Origin of the sequence: Gordonia sp. (in: high G+C Gram-positive bacteria) (assembly GCF_012515855.1) — a bacterium.
In the GTDB taxonomy this organism is placed as follows: domain Bacteria; phylum Actinomycetota; class Actinomycetes; order Mycobacteriales; family Mycobacteriaceae; genus Gordonia.
Map to the genome: position 1 here is coordinate 1 of NZ_JAAYXO010000176.1, position 16103 is coordinate 16103.

The window sequence follows — 16103 nt, forward strand, 5'->3', positions numbered from 1 at the left end:
AGACGGATAGCACCTGCTCGTCCGGGTAGTTCGAGTCGGACGAGGGCCCAAAAAGGTACTTGAGTCGAACCTGAGGCCCCGAGACAGCCGTGGTTGCCTCGTCGAGAACCGCTCGTCGACGGAGGGCCAGGAGAGCAATGAGTCGCTGCTGCTCCTCGATGAGTGTGTCGATCCGGGCCGTCTCCCGGTCCAGGAAGTCGGCAATGGTCCGCTGCTCCTCAAGGGAGGGTGCCAGCAATCGGATCGCTCGGACTTGTGCAGACGAAAGATGTTTGACGGTAGTTGAGTATGTTAGATCGTTAATTACTTTGAGGTGTGAGGGCAACGCATAGGCCAGGAACCGGGTGTCCGATTCTCCGATGGGCCGCAGAATGCAAAGTCGCTGATTCAGTGCTGCGCGCCCTCTTGACCAATATGCAACATTGAAATCGCCGTCCATTCCGATGACCACGTCTCCGTCGGAAACATATGCCGTGGCGGGAACTGAGCCTCTTGGGATAAATGTTTCGAACTGGTCGGAATTTATGTCACGAATTCGAACGAGTGGAACATCTCCCTGATTCGAGAATTCTTTGGCGTCAAATGGATACCCGTTGATGAGGTTGCCGAGGTCTCCAACCCGCCTTTCGGTCCACACTATCCTTCCACCTCCCGTAGCAGATCCATGATCTTTGCGACCTGCTTGTCCAGGTCCGCGTCGATCTCGGCTAGGGGCCGTGGCGGCACGTACTTGTAAAAGTGGCGAGTGAACGGAATCTCGTAACCGACCTTGGTCTTCTTCTCGTCGATCCAGGCGTCGGGGACGTGGGGGAGGACTTCGGTCGCGAAGTACTGCTTGATGGTGGCGTCGCTCCCGGTCTCACCCGTGGTGTTGCCGCCGTAGGTGAAGGGGATGTTCTCGGTGTCACGCTTCTTGGTGTCGGGTTTCGGAGTTCCCTTACGGTCGGTCACCGGGTTGCCGTCGTCGTCGAGGAGGGGTCGCTCGACGGTGATGGTCCAGTAGCCGAAATCGTCGGCGGTGAAGACCTTGGAGAAGTCGGGGTCGGCGTCGTCGAAGGCGTCGTACAGGGCCAGGATCTTGTCGCGGGCTGCTTCGTCGAGTTCGCGGTTCTTGGCGCCGAGGCTCTTGCGCATCTTGGTCCAGAACGAGGTGGCGTCGATCAGCTGCACCTTGCCCTGGCGTTCTGGGCGCTTGGTGTTGTCGAGGATCCAGATGTACGTGGCGATGCCGGTGTTGAAGAACATGTTGGTCGGCAGCGCGATGATCGCCTCGACCAGGTCGGACTCGAGGAGCCACTGCCGGATCTTGGACGGTCCCGATTCGGCGGCCCCGGTGAACAGTGGCGACCCGTTGAGGACGATGCCGGCGCGGCCGCCGCCGTCGTGCGGGGTCCGCATCTTGGAGGCGAGGTGGGTCAGGAACAGCATCTGGCCGTCGCCGATCGCCGGCAGGCCGTGGGAGAAGCGGGAGTTCTGGGCGAGGGCTTCCTTCTTGACCTCGTCTGCTGAGGCCTTCCAGTCCACGCCGTAGGGCGGATTGGACATGCAGAAGTCGAAGGTGCGGTCGAAGAACTGGTCGTCGGAGAGGGTATCGCCGAGGCGGATGTTGTCGACGTCCTGGCCCTTGGCGATCATGTCGGACTTGCAGATGGCGTACGACTGGTCGTTGATCTCCTGCCCGTACAGGCGGAGGCGGGCGCTGGGGTTGCGTTCGAGGAGTCGTTCTTCGGCGACCGAGAGCATGCCGCCGGTGCCGGCAGTCGGGTCGTAGATGGTTCGGACGCTGCCGGGCTCGAGGAGGGCTTCGTTGTCCTCGGCGAACAGTAGGTCCACCATGAGTCGGATCGCGTCGCGCGGGGTGTAGTGCTCGCCGGCCTCCTCATTCGAGGCTTCCGCGAACTTGTAGATGAGATGCTCGAACAGGTCGCCCATCTCGGCGTTGGGCACCCTGTCCGGGTGCAGATCGACCTCGGCGAACTGTGAGGTGATCAGGTAGAGGCGGTTCTTCTCGTCGAGGGTGGCGAGCTCGTTCTCGAACTTGAAGCGTTCGAAGACGTCGATGTTCGCCGAGAAGCTGGTGATGTAGTCCATCAGGTTCGCACGCAGGCCCTCGGGGTCCTCGAGGAGCGTGGCGAAGTCGAAAGGACTGGTGTTGTAGAACGACAGCCCGGTCTTGCGTTTGACCTGCACGTCCAGCGCGCCGCCGGCGTACTTCTCCGCCAGCGCGCGGATGTCGTCGCGGTGCGATTCAAGGATGCAGTCGAGACGTCGGAGGATCGTGAACGGCAGGATCACCCCGCCGTACTGGTGCGGCTTGTACACGCCGCGGAGCTGGTCCGCGATACCCCACACGAAGCTGCCCAACTTGCTCAACCCACACGCCTCCTTCGGCACTTCAGCGCGCCCATGCACGCTTCGATGAGATTACTGGTCCGTTGAGGTGAGCGGGTGAGCCGGTGAGCAATGGTGTCGTTTCTGACGCGGAATCGCCTCGTGGACAGAGCGTTGCGATGTCGCGGGTTCGATCGGGCAACCCTGCCGGTGGACAACGAACCCGCCGGTGCGGTGGTCTAGGTTCTGTGGCGAAAGTCGTTTGAGCCAGTGGTCGTTCGATCCGGCAGGGTGCGGTACCGGCGCGCAATTTATCATTTCCAGCGCCGCGGCCGTGGGGACCTGAATAATACGAACACACCCACAGGGAAAGGAACCGCCAAATGCAACTCATGTACGTCGTCGATCTCGATGTAGAGGGGGACGGCGCATTTGAGCGTGTCGTCGCGCACCTGGCCCGGTGGTTGGGGCGCCCCGAAGCGCGCCTCGACCCAGCCGATCTCTCAACGAGTGGTGCTCGCGCCCTCGCGCCTGCCCGGACTCCCCATGGTCATTTTTCTCGCCAGGGCGATTGGGATGTCGCGGAGGCGGCAGATCACCGTGCGCTGAAATTCGTCGTGTCCCAGGCCGTGGGTACTGACGTAGAGGTCACAACGCGGATCACCGTCACAGAGATCGACGGTGCTGTGCACTTTCGTGTCGGGATCGGTCGCGAGGCGACACGTCAGAATCTGGTGCCGGTCGATGCGACCGACATTTACCAACCTGGTATTCTGCGATTGCTCGATGAGGACGTGCGTCTCACGCTCCGGGCCAGAGGTCAGTTGGTTAACCGACGCTATATCCCGGTGAAGACGGTGGCGGAGGCTCATGCCGTCGCAGCGATCCTCTCCGGTGAAGAACGGCTGCCACTGGCGCTCATCCACGTGCGGTCGAAAGTGACCTGGGAGTTGGCGGGTGAACTCTCCAAGAAGCTCTTGGGACTCGTCCGAACGGTGACGGTCAACTTCGAGACTGCGCGCGTCATCGCCGGGACGTACTCGGACGCTCGGGTTCCTTTCGGCGGATTCGCCATCGTCTGGCCGGGTCTGGGAGCTCCGTCGTTCACTATGTCGGCGGAGCGGCTGACCGAGCTCGGGGCAGATAGCGTCCGTCAGTACCTCATGCACCGGCTCGGTGCGCTCGCGGCGCTTGGCAACGGCGAGGACACTGCGTGGCGTCGAGTTCGCGGCGCCGTGGATAGTGCGCGGATGGTAGAGCTTGCTGCTCAGGTCGCTAGCGCCCGTGAGGGCGGCGATAAGGAAGGTGAGATCGCTGCGTTGAAGGAGCAGGTCGACGCGTTGCAGATCGTTAACGCCGAATTCGAGGATGTCCTCGAAGGCATGATGCAGGAAGCTGAAGCGAGCCGCGACCTCTTGCGGACGTTGGAATCTGCACGCGACCAGGCACGCGAGGAAGCGCAGATGTGGCAGGACTCTTACAAAGACCTCTCTGCAGGTAAGTCTAGGGAAACGGCTGTACCGATGGACATCTGGTCCGCCATCCCTGAACTCGTGCCGCGAACTGATCCTGAGGCGACGTTCCTCGCCATCGCCGATGCAGCGTCGCAACGCATTGTGTTCACTGATCGGGCCCGCAAGTCGTGGTCGGGCATCGACTATCCGGAACCTGATGACATGACCGCGCAGCTCGTAGCCCTCGCGCGAGCCGCGGCCGACCTCTACGGCGGTGATGTCGGAAGCATCCCCCACCTAGATGCCTGGCTCAAGGAGCACCACGGCCTCAGCGTTGCGCTCACTGACCAGACCATCACGAAGTTCAAGAAAAAGGAGATGCGCTGGCTGAACAACTTCGAGTTCGAGGGCGAGACCCTCAACGCCACACCGCATGTCAAGTTGCGAGATGCCGTCAAGTTCAACGAGTGCGGGCGTATCCACTTCGCGCTTGAAACGAAGAAGGACCGACTTGTCGTTCAGCACGTCGGCACCAAGACCTATAAGTAGCCGCTGGGCGTGTGTGACTCGCGCGGCTGCGACGGTGGCGCTCCGCATGTGTCGCGTAGGTCCATCGACGCAGCGTACGGCTCACAATCCGTATCTGTGGATGCAGCAATGGGATGGGAACGAGAGGCGGGTAGCCGTGAATCTATGTAGACGATGCAGGGTCCGGGATCTCCCGACCCCAACCCCCTACTCGACGACTGCCACCACAATCTGGCCCGCGCACCGAGTGAACGTAGCCGGCCGTTCGACAGCTATCCCGTCGATAGCGATGGCGATTTCCTTGGCTTGAACTTCCTGTGCGGGACCGTCGTAGAACACGGTGTTCTCGGTGAGGGACGCGGTCGAGAGATTGCCGGACTCGGACACGGTGTACCCCACGAACTCCAACCGGCTCTTGTACCGCCCTGACAGGCCCGTCACCGGACCGGCGTTCAGGACGCAGACCGCGAACTCGGTCGAGGGGGCTGTGGGCCCCGAGCTCGGTGCCGACCACGTCGCAGTCGACGAGTAAGTTCTGGCCGGTGCGAGCTCAGCATCGGATTGGAACTCGTTGTTGAAATTCAGCATCGCGAGTCCGCCGAAGGCCAGGACGGCGGCGGACGCGATCGCGACGACCACGCCGATCGTGGCGCTGACGATGGAGTAGGTCTTGGCGCTGTCGGACGCGCGCTGGGCGCCGACCGCGTCGCCTGCGGCCCACAGTTTCGCGACGGACGTCGACTTGACGATGGCGACGATTCCCAACGGGAGGCAGCAGAAGATCGTGGTGACGATCGCCCATCCGAGGTAGTTGTTCGGCATCGGGCCGGGTGCCCCGTAGGTGTGCGGGAAGCTGCCCGGATACGGCTGTGACGGGCCTGGTCGATTCTCGCCAGGGCGGTGATTCGGGTCGAAGGTGCCGCCGGGTCCGAAGGTCATGTGCGTCGATCCCATCAGTGTCGAACGGGCCAGCTGCCGTGAGAGCGCGTCGCTGGAATCCGCGGAGAGAGAGCGGGTCGCATCGAAATGTACAACGGCGCGACGGTGCTCGTCCGATGGAGCGACAGTGAATACGGGTTGTCCGGTGATGGCGATGCTGCCGACGAATACCGATGGATTCGCCTGCTGCGCCGACATCGGTTGGGTATCGGCCCGACCCAAACCCTCCGTGACGCCCATCACCCCCTTGCTACCCTGATCTCGCTCACCCCGAGCCCGATCGCACCCGCCTCGAATGCCAATCACCTTCCGGCGCTGGCGATCAGACCCGCGGCGAGACGTCGACCAGAGGGGGCACGCACGTGGCTTCGGACAGCGAGAACACGGGAACCGACGAGGTTCCGCACCTCACGTCGAAGGGCGGTGCCGCCACCTTCCACGGTCCGCCGCGGACCGACTGGTGGTTGTACGGTGTGGTCGCCGCGATCAGCGTCGGGTTCATCATCTGGGGCTTCGTCTCCACCGACTCGCTCGCGACCACCGCGCAGGCGATGCTCGACTGGCTGCTGATCAACGTCGGCTGGGTGTTCGTCATCGTCTCCACCACGCTGGTGGTGTTCGTGGGGTGGCTCGCGTCCACTGGGGTCTGCACTCGTGGTCCATCTACGCGATGGGCCTGGCGTTGGGCTACAGCTGCCTCCGGCGCGGACGACCGCAGCTAATCAGCTCGACGTCTGCGCCACTGTTGGGCAGCCGTTGCGCCAGCAGCCCGGCGGGCGAGGTGATTGACCGCCTCGCGCTGTTTCGGTCGGCCGCGTCCCCGGGGCTCGACGCGCTCCAGATCCGCACTGGGCATGCAGGAACCGGGCTGGATCGACAGCCTCGGCACCAACGTGCTCGTGCTGATCATCGTCGAGTTGACCTGCTGCTTCATCCTCGACCTGATTCCGACCACCGTCGGCAGCTACGTCGGGGGCGTCATCCTGGTCCCGTGCGTGGTGAGCCTACTGTGGTTCGTGACCTTCGGCGGGACGGCGATCGCCGAACAGCAGAACGGCGGCAATCCGTACGGCAACGGCAGCGCCGAGGAGATCACCTTCAACGTCCTCAAGGAACTGCCGTGGACCGCATCACCTCGGTGCTGGTGATGATTCTGGTCGCGATCTTCTTCGTCTCCGGGGCCGACGCGGCGTCGATCGTGATGGGCACCCTCTTGCAGCGCGGCAACATCGACCCGAGTCGCTGGGTGGTGATCTTCTGCGGTGCGGCGACGGGCGCGGTGGCGGCGGTGATGTTGGTGATCGGCGGCGACGGCGCGTTGTCGGGGATCCAGAACCTGACCTTCATCTCGGTGCTGCCGTTCTCCTTAGCCCTGTTTTTGCTGTGGTGTCGCTGATGAAGGATCTGCGCAGCGACCCGGTGATTCGCCGCGAGGCCAAGGCCGACGAGTTGCTCGAGTCGGCGGTGATGGTCGGTGCGACGCGGGAGTGGGACGACTTCGAGTTGGAGGTCCGCGAGCGGAGCGGGTGGAGGACGGGGGGAGTCGGAGGAGAGGGGAGGCGAGACGAGCGTGAATGTCAGACTCGCGTGTCATCATCGATGCCGTGGATACCCATAAGCGCACCCCGCAGGAACTGTTCAACCAGCCGCAGCACTGCGTGATTCCGTTGTTCCAGCGCGCCTACGTATGGCGGCAGGACGAGCAGTGGGAGCCGCTGTGGAAGGACGTTCGCCGGGTAGCCGAGCTGCGGCTGAGCGAACCTGACAGGCAGGTCAAGCACTTCCTGGGTGCCGTGGTGCTGCAGAGCGGCAGCGCGCAAAGCAACTCTCTCCCGGTCTGGAACGTGATCGACGGCCAGCAGCGAATCACCACGTTGCAGCTGCTGATGGACGCGACGAGTGCGCTGATCGTAGGGGCCGGCGCGGCACGCTTCGGCCTGCAGTTGGAAATGCTGACACACAACCAGGAGATGTACGTTTCGGAACGTGAGAGCCGACTGAAACTGCGGCACATGAACAACGACCGTGCCGCCTTCGACGAGGTGATGGACGCCGACGCTCCGGTCGACCACGCTGCGCTGGAGAACGCTGATTCGCAGCTGGTTCGGGCCCACGAGTACTTCACGTCGGTGGTGGGCGAGTGGCTCGGCGACGCTGACGCTGAGGGTTTCGTCGAGCGCGCGGAGGCCCTGTCGACGGTGCTGCAGTCCGACCTGCAGTTGGTGACGATCGAACTGACAGCCTCCGAGGACCCCCAGGAGATTTTCGAGACCCTCAACGCGCGCGGAACCCCGCTGACTGCGGCCGACCTGGTGCGTAACTTCGTCTTCCAGCGGATCTCCGCGGAGGGCGGCGACGCCGAGAAGGTCTACCGCGACGACTGGCCGTTCGAGACCAAGTTCTGGTCGGCCGAAGTCAGCGTCGGCCGTTACCTGGCGAGTCGCAGTTCTGTCTTCCTGAACCAGTGGCTGACAGCCCGCACCGGCGAGGACGTTCGACTGCAGTCCACATTTCCTAGATTCAAGTCGTACGTTGATCACCAGCCTGATCTGAAGGTCGTCGACCTCCTGCCGGAAATCAAGAAGCAGGCCGATGCCTACGAGGCATGGACCCACGCGGCGAGCCGGAAAGACGGTTCTCTCGATCCCACCGCGATGGCTGTCTACCGGATGAAAGCAGTCGGATCGGAAGTGCTCAAACCGCTGCTGATCTGGTTGCATGAACCGAGCCGGAAGCTGCCGGCGTCAGTGATCGACGAGATCATCCGGACCTGTGAGAGCTGGGTTCAGCGTCGGCAGATGCTTCGCCTGACGAACACGGACTTGGGTCGCGTGATCGCCGACATCATTCGGGCCAACCAGTCGACGGACGCTGATGAACTCGCCGCCAAAGTCTCGAGCCACCTGTCCGCGTTGAACGTCGCCAGCACTTACTGGCCGGGTGACGACGAACTCCGCAGAGCACTCGCCACCGAGCCGGTCTACCGACGATTTACCCGGCCGCGGCTTCGCTCACTGCTCGAGGCGGTCGAGAACGAGTACCGCGCCGAGACGCGACAGCCGCAGGTGGAGCGCGCGGGTTTTCCAATCGAACACATCTTGCCGCAGAAGTGGAACGACAACTGGCAGGTCGACGGCGACCGCGAGCAGATGGTTCGGCAGGAGCATGTGCACCGGCTCGGTAACCTGACCCTCCTTACGACGAAGCTCAACTCGAAGGTGTCGAACTCAGCGTGGGCCAACAAACGCGGAGAGCTGTTGAAGCACAACACCATCAACATGACGGGCCGGCTCATTCAGATGACCGAGCAGGCCGAGTGGGACGAAGCGCTGATCGACCAACGGACAGAGACGATGATCGATATGCTCCTGAAGGTGTGGCCAGTGCCCGAGGGACATGAGGGGAAAGTCGCCGATCCGCAGTCCAAGGCGCGGAACTGGGTCGAGCTGAAGCATCTGGTCGAGGCGGGTTTGCTCACGCCGGGAGACGTCGTCACATCGACCTACCGAGGATCCACCGGAGTCGAGGCGACATTGACCGCATCCGGAATGGTGTGCGATGGCCGGGCCTTCTCGACGCCTTCCGGTGCCGGATCACACGTACGGAAGCGCGCCACGAACGGGTGGTACTTCTGGTCGCTCGCGGACGGACGGAAGCTGAACGACGTGCGGACCGCATTCTTGGCGGGGCTGGACTAGAGGCTCCAAGACACATATCCCGCGAAGGCGGTCACGATAGAGCATCTGGCGCATCAGCGCCAGCCTCGTGGTGTTCGCTCGGCGCCGTCCCTCACCCCACCCCCAGCACCTCATCCAGCCAATCCAGCACCCGCTGATTGAGCAGCGACCGATTGCCCATCTCGCAGTGATCGCCCGCGCCGTCCAACGCGGCGGTGAACGAGAGCAGCTCTTTCGGGCAGGTTAGCGCGTCGTAGAACTCTCGGGTAGACCGCGCCAGGGGATCGTTCTCGGCGGAAGTGAGCAGCGTGGGGCAGGTGATCTCGCCGACGCGGTCTCTGAGGGTGAACTCCGCCAGTGACTGGAAGTACGAGCGGAGGTCGCTGACGCCGTTGGCCCAGAAGCCGCGTTGGACGATCTGCCAGCGCATGATTCGGTTGGCGAGGACGTGCCGGAGAATCTCGTCGAGCACGGCGTCGTCGAGTTCGGCAGGGGGCACTCGGTCGGTGACACCGAACGCCGTCAGAAAGCTGCTGACTGATTCGCCGATGTCCCACTGTCCGGGGTCGGCGATGCACGCCGCGAGACGTGGCTCGCCGGACGCGGCGCGAGGAGCGAAGTAGCCGCCCAGGCTCCAGCCGCTCAGGGCGATCCGGTCGGGGTCGACGATGTCGACGGTCTCGGCGTAGTCGACCACCGCAGAGATGACGGTCTCCCAGTCGGGACGCAACGGAATGCCGTGGCGGTAGAGCATCTCGCCCTGGCCGGGGCCGTCGAACATCAGCACGTGATATCCGCGGGCGAGCGCGGCGACACCCATGGCGAAGTAGATGTCGGTGATGGTGGCGTCGTAGCCGTTGTTCACGATCAGCAGCGGCCGGACCTCAGTGGGCCGATGCGTCGCCGGAACCAGATAGGCGGGCATGTCGTGGCCTCCGAACGGGATGCGCACCGAGTCGACGGGAGTCTCGCCCAGTTGCATCGCGGTATGGAACACCGACATCTGGGTGTCGAACGCCGCCAGCAGTCGCGGGTCGGTGGGTGCGCCGTAGATCGGATGGTATGCCGCCCCATACATGCAGCTGGCGCGAAGGAAGCGGTCCCTGGCGCTCCGTCGACGACCCTTGGCCAGTAGCGCACGGGCGTCGGCGGCCTTGGCGTCGCCGGAAGCGACGAAGGCGTCGTAGAAGTCGGACTCGTCGCCGTCACCGACGACGTCGGCCACCGCGACCACGTCGCCGATGTCGGCGCCGCCCGCCGGAATGAATCCGACCGGCCACCGGCCGAACCGGTCGAGAAAGTCGGAATCGAACAATGCCTCGCGGCTGCGAGACATGACCGCACTGCTGCTCATCACGTGGTCCTTTCGGAAAGCTGGCCCGTCGCCGGCACCCTGGACCCAGTCTCGACGTCCCGGCGCAGACCAGCCATAGACCCAAGTCGCTTCCCGGCGAACACGCCTACTGCGCCAGATACCGCACGACGGCCAGGACTCGCCGGTGATCGTTCGCGTCCACTGGGATGCCGAGCGCGTCGTAGATGTGCGAGGTGTGCTGGACCACCGCTTTCTCCGAGACCACCAGGCGGGCGGCGATCCACGCGTTGCTCCGACCTTCGGCGATCAGCGCGAGCACCTCGATCTGCCGGGGCGTGAGGCGGGCGACCTGCCCGTCGACCAGGCGGGCCCGGTTCACCATCACCTCGACGACCTCCGGGTCGATCGCGGTGCCACCGTCGACCACCGTGCGCAGCGAGCCGAGGAAGTCGTCGAGGTCGGAGATGCGTTGCTTCAGCAGGTAGCCGACGCGGGCGGACTGATCGGCCAGCAGTTCGGTGGCGTAGCGCCGCTGGACGTACTGCGACAGCACCACCACCGCGACGCTCGGATGCCGGGCGCGGATCTGCAGCGCCGCCAGCAGACCGTCGTCGGTGTGGGTGGGCGGCATCCGGATGTCGGTGACGACCAGATCGGGCGGGTCGGCGGCCACCGCGGTGAGCAGGTCGTCGGCCGCGCCGACCGACGCGGCGACGGTGAAACCGCCGCCGACCAGTACCGACTCCAGTCCCTTGCGCAGCAGGAGGTCGTCCTCGCCGATCACGACGGTGGTCACGTGGCCTCCACGCGGCACGGCAGCTCGGCCCGCAGATGCGTGCCCTCGGCGACGGGGCTCTGCACGCGGAGTACGCCGCCGAGCGCGTGGACGCGGTCGGCGAGACCGTGCAGCCCGTGGCCGGGACGCGGCGCGGCACCGCCGATGCCATCGTCGCGCACCTCCACCATCAATCGCTCGTCGGCGCGACCGATCCGCACCGACAGCCGCTCGGCGCCGGCGTGCTTGAGCGCGTTGGTCAGCCCCTCGGCGATCACGAAGTACGCGGTGCTCTCGATCTCGGTCGGCAGCGAACCGTCGGCGATCTCCGTGTGCAGTGCGGTCGGCACCGGCATGCGGTCCACCAGATCCTCGGTTGCGGCGCAGAGCCCGCGCTCCACCAGCGCCGGAGGCATCAGCTGGTGGACGAAGGCCCGCAGCTCCCCGGCGGTCTGGTCGAGCTCGCGGCGCAGAGCGACGACCCGCTGAACGTCGACCGCGGCGTCGCCGGCGGCGTCGGAGGCGATGCGCTGCGCGTCCAAAGCGAGCAGCACCAGACGCACCTGCAGGCCGTCGTGCAGGGCGCGGGCGACGCGTCGTCGTTCCTGGTCGCCGGCGGTGACGATGCGGGCGCGGGAGGTCAGGAGCGCGTCGCGCTGGGCCAGCAGCTGCGCGGACAGGCGTCGTCGTTCCAGGGCCAGCGCCAGCACCCGACCGGCGGCGCGGACCGGTTCCGGGTCGGCGATCAGATAGGAGTCGTAAGCGATGACGGCGATGAGCTCGTCGGCCAGGGTGATCTCGACGGTGGCCTGCTCGGCAGGGAGGGTGGTGACGCCGCCGGTCTCGTTGACCCATTCGGCGGGCTCGGGCATCCAGTAGAGGACCTGAATGGAGGCGTCGCCGAGGGCGTGGGCGAGGAGGGCCGACGGGGTCTGCTGCGGGTCGTCGGCATCGCCGAGGCGGGCGACGAGCTCCTCGAGTTCGCCTTCGCGCGCGAAGCCGCCGCGGAGCATGGCGAGCACCAACGTGACCGGGACGCCGGCGATCACCAGGAACTGCACGACCACCGCCGGGATCTCACCGAACAGGGGCTCCAACACCAGGTTCCGCAACGGCACCAAGAGCAGCGCGAGCATCCCGTACGCGAACAGCGGCACCATCACCCGACGATGCGCAGCCCGCGCTCGGGCGATGCGACCACCGAGCAGCACCGCGGCCGCGACCACCACGATCGCACCCGCCGCACGCTGCACCCACGCGCCTACCGACGCCACCGGATCGTCGAACAGGTACTGCGGCGCCTGCAGAATCAGCGCCACCGCATAGGCGGCGACGACCACCGCCCGTGACGCGGGATCGGGCAGGCGCCCGGATGGGAACGCGAGCAGCAGGTGCACCGTGACCGCGAGGACCAGCGTGGCGGTCACCGCGCCGAGCGTCTCCAGCGCCGGGACCGCGGTGTTGCCGAGGGTGCCGACCAGGACGGCGAACCCGCCGAGGGCGACGATCATGCCCATCGGATTGCCCGGACGCTGGTGCCAGGCGAGCAGCCCGGCCACGACGAAGCAGCCGTAGGTGACGGTGACCACCAGGTGCACCCACCACAGCGATTCCGCGTCGGGGAGGGCGAGCGCGAGCTGGAGCACGCCCAGGCCGACCGCGGCCCCGCCGAGCGTCAGGAGAGCGCGGTCAAGGGAGCGCATGTGCGACGCGCGCGACGCTGTACCCATCAGCTCGACCCGCTCATCTGCCCATCGTAAATCGCCCGAACCGGCCTCGGTCGCGACTCGGGGCTTCGGAGCGGGACGACGGCGCGGGGCTGCGTTGCTCATGTTCGGTCACTGTGCGTCGCCTGGACAGGTCAAGACCATGGGCCTGGGTCTATTCCGCGGACGTCGGTGGTCGGGGAGCATCGAGCCATGGACATCAGAAGGCATCGGATCGTGGCCGCGAGCGTCTCGGTCGCGGCGGTAGTAGCGCTCGTCGCCGCGGGTTGTTCGAGCAGTGACGATTCCGCGGGCGAGAACTCCACCTACGCCGCGAACCCCGAGGTGACGATCGGGTACACCGCGGTGACGGTCGAGAACCTGGGGTCGCCGACCTTCCCGTTCGTCGGCAGCGACGGTCGGGCCCACGTGGCGTACGCGCTGGAGCTCACCAACGCCGGCCTGGCACCGGCGACCCTGACCAAGGTCGACGTGGTGGCCGGTGGCGACACGTCGAACGTCCTAGCCTCGTACAGCGGCAAGGCGATCGCCGATCCGGCGTGCGTCGACGGCGATTGCAATCGCCTCCGCGTGTTGCCGTCGACTCCGGCCCCCGACGCGGTGATTCCGCCCGGACAGGCGCGGGCGTTCCTGGTCGACTTCGCCGTCGACGAGGTGAGCGACGTGCCACAGACAGTGCTGCACCGCGTCTCGGCCAAGGCGTCGGCGAATCCCGGGCCCGGCGCACCGGTCGACGTGACCTACACGGTGGCGCCGAAGGAGGTGGCGGCCGGTACCGCGCGGGTGCTCTCGCCGCCGCTGCGCGGAACCAACTGGCTAGCTCAGAACGGCTGCTGCGGAACCGACTTCCCGCATGTCACGTCGCTGGCACCGCTCAGCGGCGCGCTGTCGAACAGCCAACGCTTCGCGATCGACTGGATGCGCACCGACGATCAAGGCCGCTTCTATACCGGCGACAAGAACAGCAACGACAGCTACCGCTCGTACGGCGAGAACATCTACGCCGTCGCCGACGGCACCGTGACTTCGACGCTCGACGACATGGAGGCCAACGCACCCGGCATCCTGCCGGCCACGGTGCCCGAACTCGTCGCGAAGCTCACCATCGAGAACGTCGACGGCAACCACGTTATTCAGGATCTCGGTGACGGGACCTGGGCCATGTACGCCCACATGCAGAAGGGGTCGCTGACGGTGAAGCCCGGCGACAAGGTGACCAAAGGCCAGGTGATCGGCAAGCTCGGCAACACCGGCAACTCCAACGCGCCGCATCTGCACTTCCAGCTGATGAACGGACCGGAACTGGCCGGCAGCGACGGTCTGCCGTACATGTTCGACGCCTACGACTACGCCGGATACGTCGACCCCGCCGCCATCCGCGCCGCCGACGACTTCCTGACCGGCGAGTTCTTCGCTCACCATCTGGCGAAGCCGTTAGCGCGGACCGATCAGCTCCCGCTCAACGAATCGCTCGTGAACTTCGGCGGGTGAGCTGTCGGTCGGCTGCTACGTGCTCGATGCCGAGCGGCGCGGCCCGGACTTACGGTTCCACGTCCGTGCGAAGGCCTCGATTGCGCTGGCAGCCCACACCGCACCAGTGCGCAACTCGTAGAGCGGCGCGGGAAACTGAGGCGACGCGCGGAGTTGGTGTACACGTTGACGGCTGACGTTCAATAGATCGCCGACCTCCGGCGCGGACAGCAGGCTCGGCAAAGTCGGAGCTGCAGCACGCTGGACGTAGAGTTCCTCATCGACGACTTCGGTGGCAATGATCCGGTGGTCACCCACTGCTGATCGAGCCAGGTCAACCCCGTGCTGCAGTGCCGTCGCCGGGTCACTCTCAGCTACGAAGACCGTGACGTCGGTGACGAACGCTTCGTCGCCGTAGAGGACTCGCGGACGTCGACCGACCGATCCGTCGAAAGCTGCGAGTTGATCCTCTGCCGCGTCCATCGCGGCGGCGGACATGTCGATCTCGTGTGTGATCGTCACAGCCCACATTGGCTGAACCCTCCTATCTGCGTGCGCGGAGCACCTTCTTGCTTGGTGCCGGCCATTCCAGTCCAGCCTTCTTCAACTTCGTGATCAGGTCCGCCATCCGTCGGCGCGGGTTGCTCGGAGTCGCCGGATAGCGAGCCACATAGTCGCCGTCGGGGGTGTAGAAGCGCGTGTAGCCCTTCATGTCATCAACGACAGTCCATTCGTTGCGCGTCGCCCACGATGCGATGTCCTTGATCTCTCGATTCACGATCGCAGCATCCTTGCGGTATGTCAATAGATTAGCTCGGGCGTCACGATGTCGATCGGTGTTCGGAGAGTGACTCGGGATAGGTCGATCGTGCGAGAGGCTGGACAACCCCGCAAGTGCGTTATCCACAGGGTCGCCTCTCGAGGACTGTTTCACCGTCTACGAAGTGATGACGATCTGCGTTTGGGGCGTGACGTAGTCGTGTGCTGCCCGCCCGCACCGGCTTGGCAGAATGGCGGCATGGCGAAGCGTGTGGTCGGTCCCGGGGTCCCGTCGTACCTGACCCTCGCCGGCGGGGATGACGTCGTCGGGATGCTGGAAGTGAAGCGGTCGAAGTTCATGGCCGTGCTGCGCCGTGTCGAGGACGAAGCCGCGGCACGGGAACTGCTCGCCGAACTCCGCCGCGAGCATCGCGATGCCCGCCATCACTGCTCGGCCTTCATCCTCGGTTCCCGCGGCGAGACCACCCGAACCAACGACGACAGCGAGCCGTCCGGCACGGCCGGGGCGCCAATGCTCGACGTGCTGCAGGGGGCCGAACTCAGTGACGTCGCGGCGGTCGTTGTCCGGTGGTTCGGCGGAACGCTGCTCGGTGCGGGCGGGTTGGCGCGGGCCTACGGCGACGCGGTGACGGTGGCACTCCAATCGGCGTCGCTGGTGCGACGGGAGCAGCGGGTTCTCTCGCGTGTCGCGCTGCCGCACGCGGAGGCCGGTCGAGTTGAAGCCGAACTCCGCAACCGGGGGATCGAGGTGCTCGGGACCGAGTACGGCGCGCAGGCCACGCTGACGATGGCGACCGAGGATTTGGCGGAGGCGCAGGCGGCGGTCGCCGCGGCGACCGCGGGCGCCGGGGTGGTCGAGGATGCCGGTGTGCAGTGGGTGGATGTGCGGGTGTGACGGTGCGATGGGCGTTGAGATGTCGTAGCGCCCTGCAATACTCTTCCCAATTGCGGTTGCTTCTCTAGGGGGACTGGATCAAATCTGACCCGCCCGGCGGTTCCTGGACAGTCTCCCGACTATCGTTGGGGTGAACTGGAATTGGAGCATTCACGTGCCACGGAAGTATTCAGCTGAGTTCAAGGCCTCGATTGCCTTGGAGGTGATCGAGC

Annotated in this window: 13 protein-coding genes and 3 pseudogenes; 7 read left to right on the plus strand and 9 right to left on the minus strand. The window is 65.3% G+C overall.

Translation table 11 applies throughout. From position 1 onward, the window contains the following. Together GX543_RS12805 and GX543_RS12810 are read right to left on the minus strand one after the other, a co-directional pair. Positions 1-637 (minus strand): restriction endonuclease subunit S (locus tag GX543_RS12805; RefSeq protein WP_290852365.1); only part of this gene is annotated, 637 nt, incomplete at its 3' end. After that, positions 637-2373 (minus strand): class I SAM-dependent DNA methyltransferase, encoded by a 1737-nt coding sequence (locus GX543_RS12810; protein ID WP_290852366.1) that lies wholly within the window; start codon positions 2371-2373, stop codon positions 637-639. The genes GX543_RS12810 and GX543_RS12805, both read right to left, overlap by 1 nt. A gap of 341 nt (positions 2374-2714) precedes the next feature. On the opposite strand from GX543_RS12810, the gene GX543_RS12815 reads away from it, so the two are divergent. Continuing rightward, positions 2715-4334 carry a hypothetical protein gene (locus GX543_RS12815; RefSeq protein WP_290852367.1) on the plus strand — a complete coding sequence of 540 codons (1620 nt, stop codon included), beginning with the start codon at positions 2715-2717 and terminating at the stop codon, positions 4332-4334. A gap of 186 nt (positions 4335-4520) precedes the next feature. On the opposite strand, the gene GX543_RS12820 is transcribed toward GX543_RS12815, so the two are convergent. Continuing rightward, positions 4521-4901 (minus strand): LytR C-terminal domain-containing protein, encoded by a 381-nt coding sequence (locus GX543_RS12820; RefSeq protein WP_290852377.1) that lies wholly within the window; start codon positions 4899-4901, stop codon positions 4521-4523. 36 nt (positions 4902-4937) lie between these two features. Beyond that, positions 4938-5252 (minus strand): annotated as a pseudogene (locus GX543_RS12825) (CD225/dispanin family protein); the annotation flags it as partial. A gap of 362 nt (positions 5253-5614) precedes the next feature. On the opposite strand from GX543_RS12825, the gene GX543_RS12830 reads away from it, so the two are divergent. From GX543_RS12830 to GX543_RS12845, 4 genes and pseudogenes are all read left to right on the plus strand, one after another. Further along, on the plus strand, positions 5615-5974 hold the full coding sequence (locus GX543_RS12830; protein WP_290852368.1) for a BCCT family transporter: 360 nt from the start codon (positions 5615-5617) through the stop codon (positions 5972-5974). Next, positions 5923-6039 (plus strand): annotated as a pseudogene (locus tag GX543_RS12835) (hypothetical protein); the annotation flags it as partial. The gene GX543_RS12830 and the pseudogene GX543_RS12835, both read left to right, overlap by 52 nt. Before the next feature lie 67 nt (positions 6040-6106). After that, positions 6107-6648: pseudogene (locus GX543_RS12840) on the plus strand (BCCT family transporter). A 178-nt stretch (positions 6649-6826) separates the two neighbouring features. Continuing rightward, the gene (locus GX543_RS12845; RefSeq protein WP_290852369.1) at positions 6827-8950 is read left to right on the plus strand and encodes a DUF262 domain-containing protein; all 2124 of its coding nucleotides are present in this window, start codon (positions 6827-6829) and stop codon (positions 8948-8950) included. A gap of 91 nt (positions 8951-9041) precedes the next feature. Here the strand turns inward: GX543_RS12845 and GX543_RS12850 are convergent, their stop codons facing one another. The 3 genes from GX543_RS12850 to GX543_RS12860 form a co-directional block, all read right to left on the minus strand. After that, positions 9042-10283, minus strand: coding sequence for an alpha/beta fold hydrolase (locus GX543_RS12850; protein WP_290852370.1), 1242 nt, complete (start codon positions 10281-10283; stop codon positions 9042-9044). A 106-nt stretch (positions 10284-10389) separates the two neighbouring features. After that, positions 10390-11040, minus strand: a complete 651-nt coding sequence (locus tag GX543_RS12855) for a response regulator transcription factor (protein ID WP_290852371.1) — start codon at positions 11038-11040, stop codon at positions 10390-10392. Continuing rightward, on the minus strand, positions 11037-12722 hold the full coding sequence (locus tag GX543_RS12860) for a histidine kinase (protein WP_290852372.1): 1686 nt from the start codon (positions 12720-12722) through the stop codon (positions 11037-11039). Before GX543_RS12860 ends, GX543_RS12855 begins: the two co-directional genes overlap by 4 nt. Before the next feature lie 216 nt (positions 12723-12938). Between GX543_RS12860 and GX543_RS12865 the strand changes: the two genes are divergently transcribed. Continuing rightward, positions 12939-14237 carry a M23 family metallopeptidase gene (locus GX543_RS12865; RefSeq protein ID WP_290852373.1) on the plus strand — a complete coding sequence of 433 codons (1299 nt, stop codon included), beginning with the start codon at positions 12939-12941 and terminating at the stop codon, positions 14235-14237. 15 nt (positions 14238-14252) lie between these two features. On the opposite strand, the gene GX543_RS12870 is transcribed toward GX543_RS12865, so the two are convergent. After that, complete coding sequence (locus GX543_RS12870; protein WP_290852374.1) at positions 14253-14738, minus strand: hypothetical protein; 486 nt, start codon at positions 14736-14738, stop codon at positions 14253-14255. Positions 14739-14760: 22 nt separating this feature from the next. Then, positions 14761-14994 carry a hypothetical protein gene (locus GX543_RS12875; RefSeq protein WP_290852375.1) on the minus strand — a complete coding sequence of 78 codons (234 nt, stop codon included), beginning with the start codon at positions 14992-14994 and terminating at the stop codon, positions 14761-14763. Between the two features lie 240 nt (positions 14995-15234). Here GX543_RS12875 and GX543_RS12880 point away from each other — a divergent pair, with 240 nt between their 5' ends. After that, the gene (locus GX543_RS12880; RefSeq protein ID WP_290852376.1) at positions 15235-15891 is read left to right on the plus strand and encodes a YigZ family protein; all 657 of its coding nucleotides are present in this window, start codon (positions 15235-15237) and stop codon (positions 15889-15891) included. Positions 15892-16103: the final 212 nt, after the last annotated feature.

Excerpts from the sequence above, each read along its gene's own strand:
- GX543_RS12815 (WP_290852367.1), top strand. The coding sequence starts at position 2,715 with ATGCAACTCATGTACGTCGTCGATCTCGATGTAGAGGGGGACGGCGCA.
- GX543_RS12820 (WP_290852377.1), bottom strand. The coding sequence starts at position 4,901 with ATGCTGAATTTCAACAACGAGTTCCAATCCGATGCTGAGCTCGCACCG.
- GX543_RS12845 (WP_290852369.1), top strand. The coding sequence starts at position 6,827 with ATGTCAGACTCGCGTGTCATCATCGATGCCGTGGATACCCATAAGCGC.
- GX543_RS12850 (WP_290852370.1), bottom strand. The coding sequence starts at position 10,283 with ATGAGCAGCAGTGCGGTCATGTCTCGCAGCCGCGAGGCATTGTTCGAT.
- GX543_RS12860 (WP_290852372.1), bottom strand. The coding sequence starts at position 12,722 with ATGCGCTCCCTTGACCGCGCTCTCCTGACGCTCGGCGGGGCCGCGGTC.
- GX543_RS12865 (WP_290852373.1), top strand. The coding sequence starts at position 12,939 with ATGGACATCAGAAGGCATCGGATCGTGGCCGCGAGCGTCTCGGTCGCG.
- GX543_RS12880 (WP_290852376.1), top strand. The coding sequence starts at position 15,235 with ATGGCGAAGCGTGTGGTCGGTCCCGGGGTCCCGTCGTACCTGACCCTC.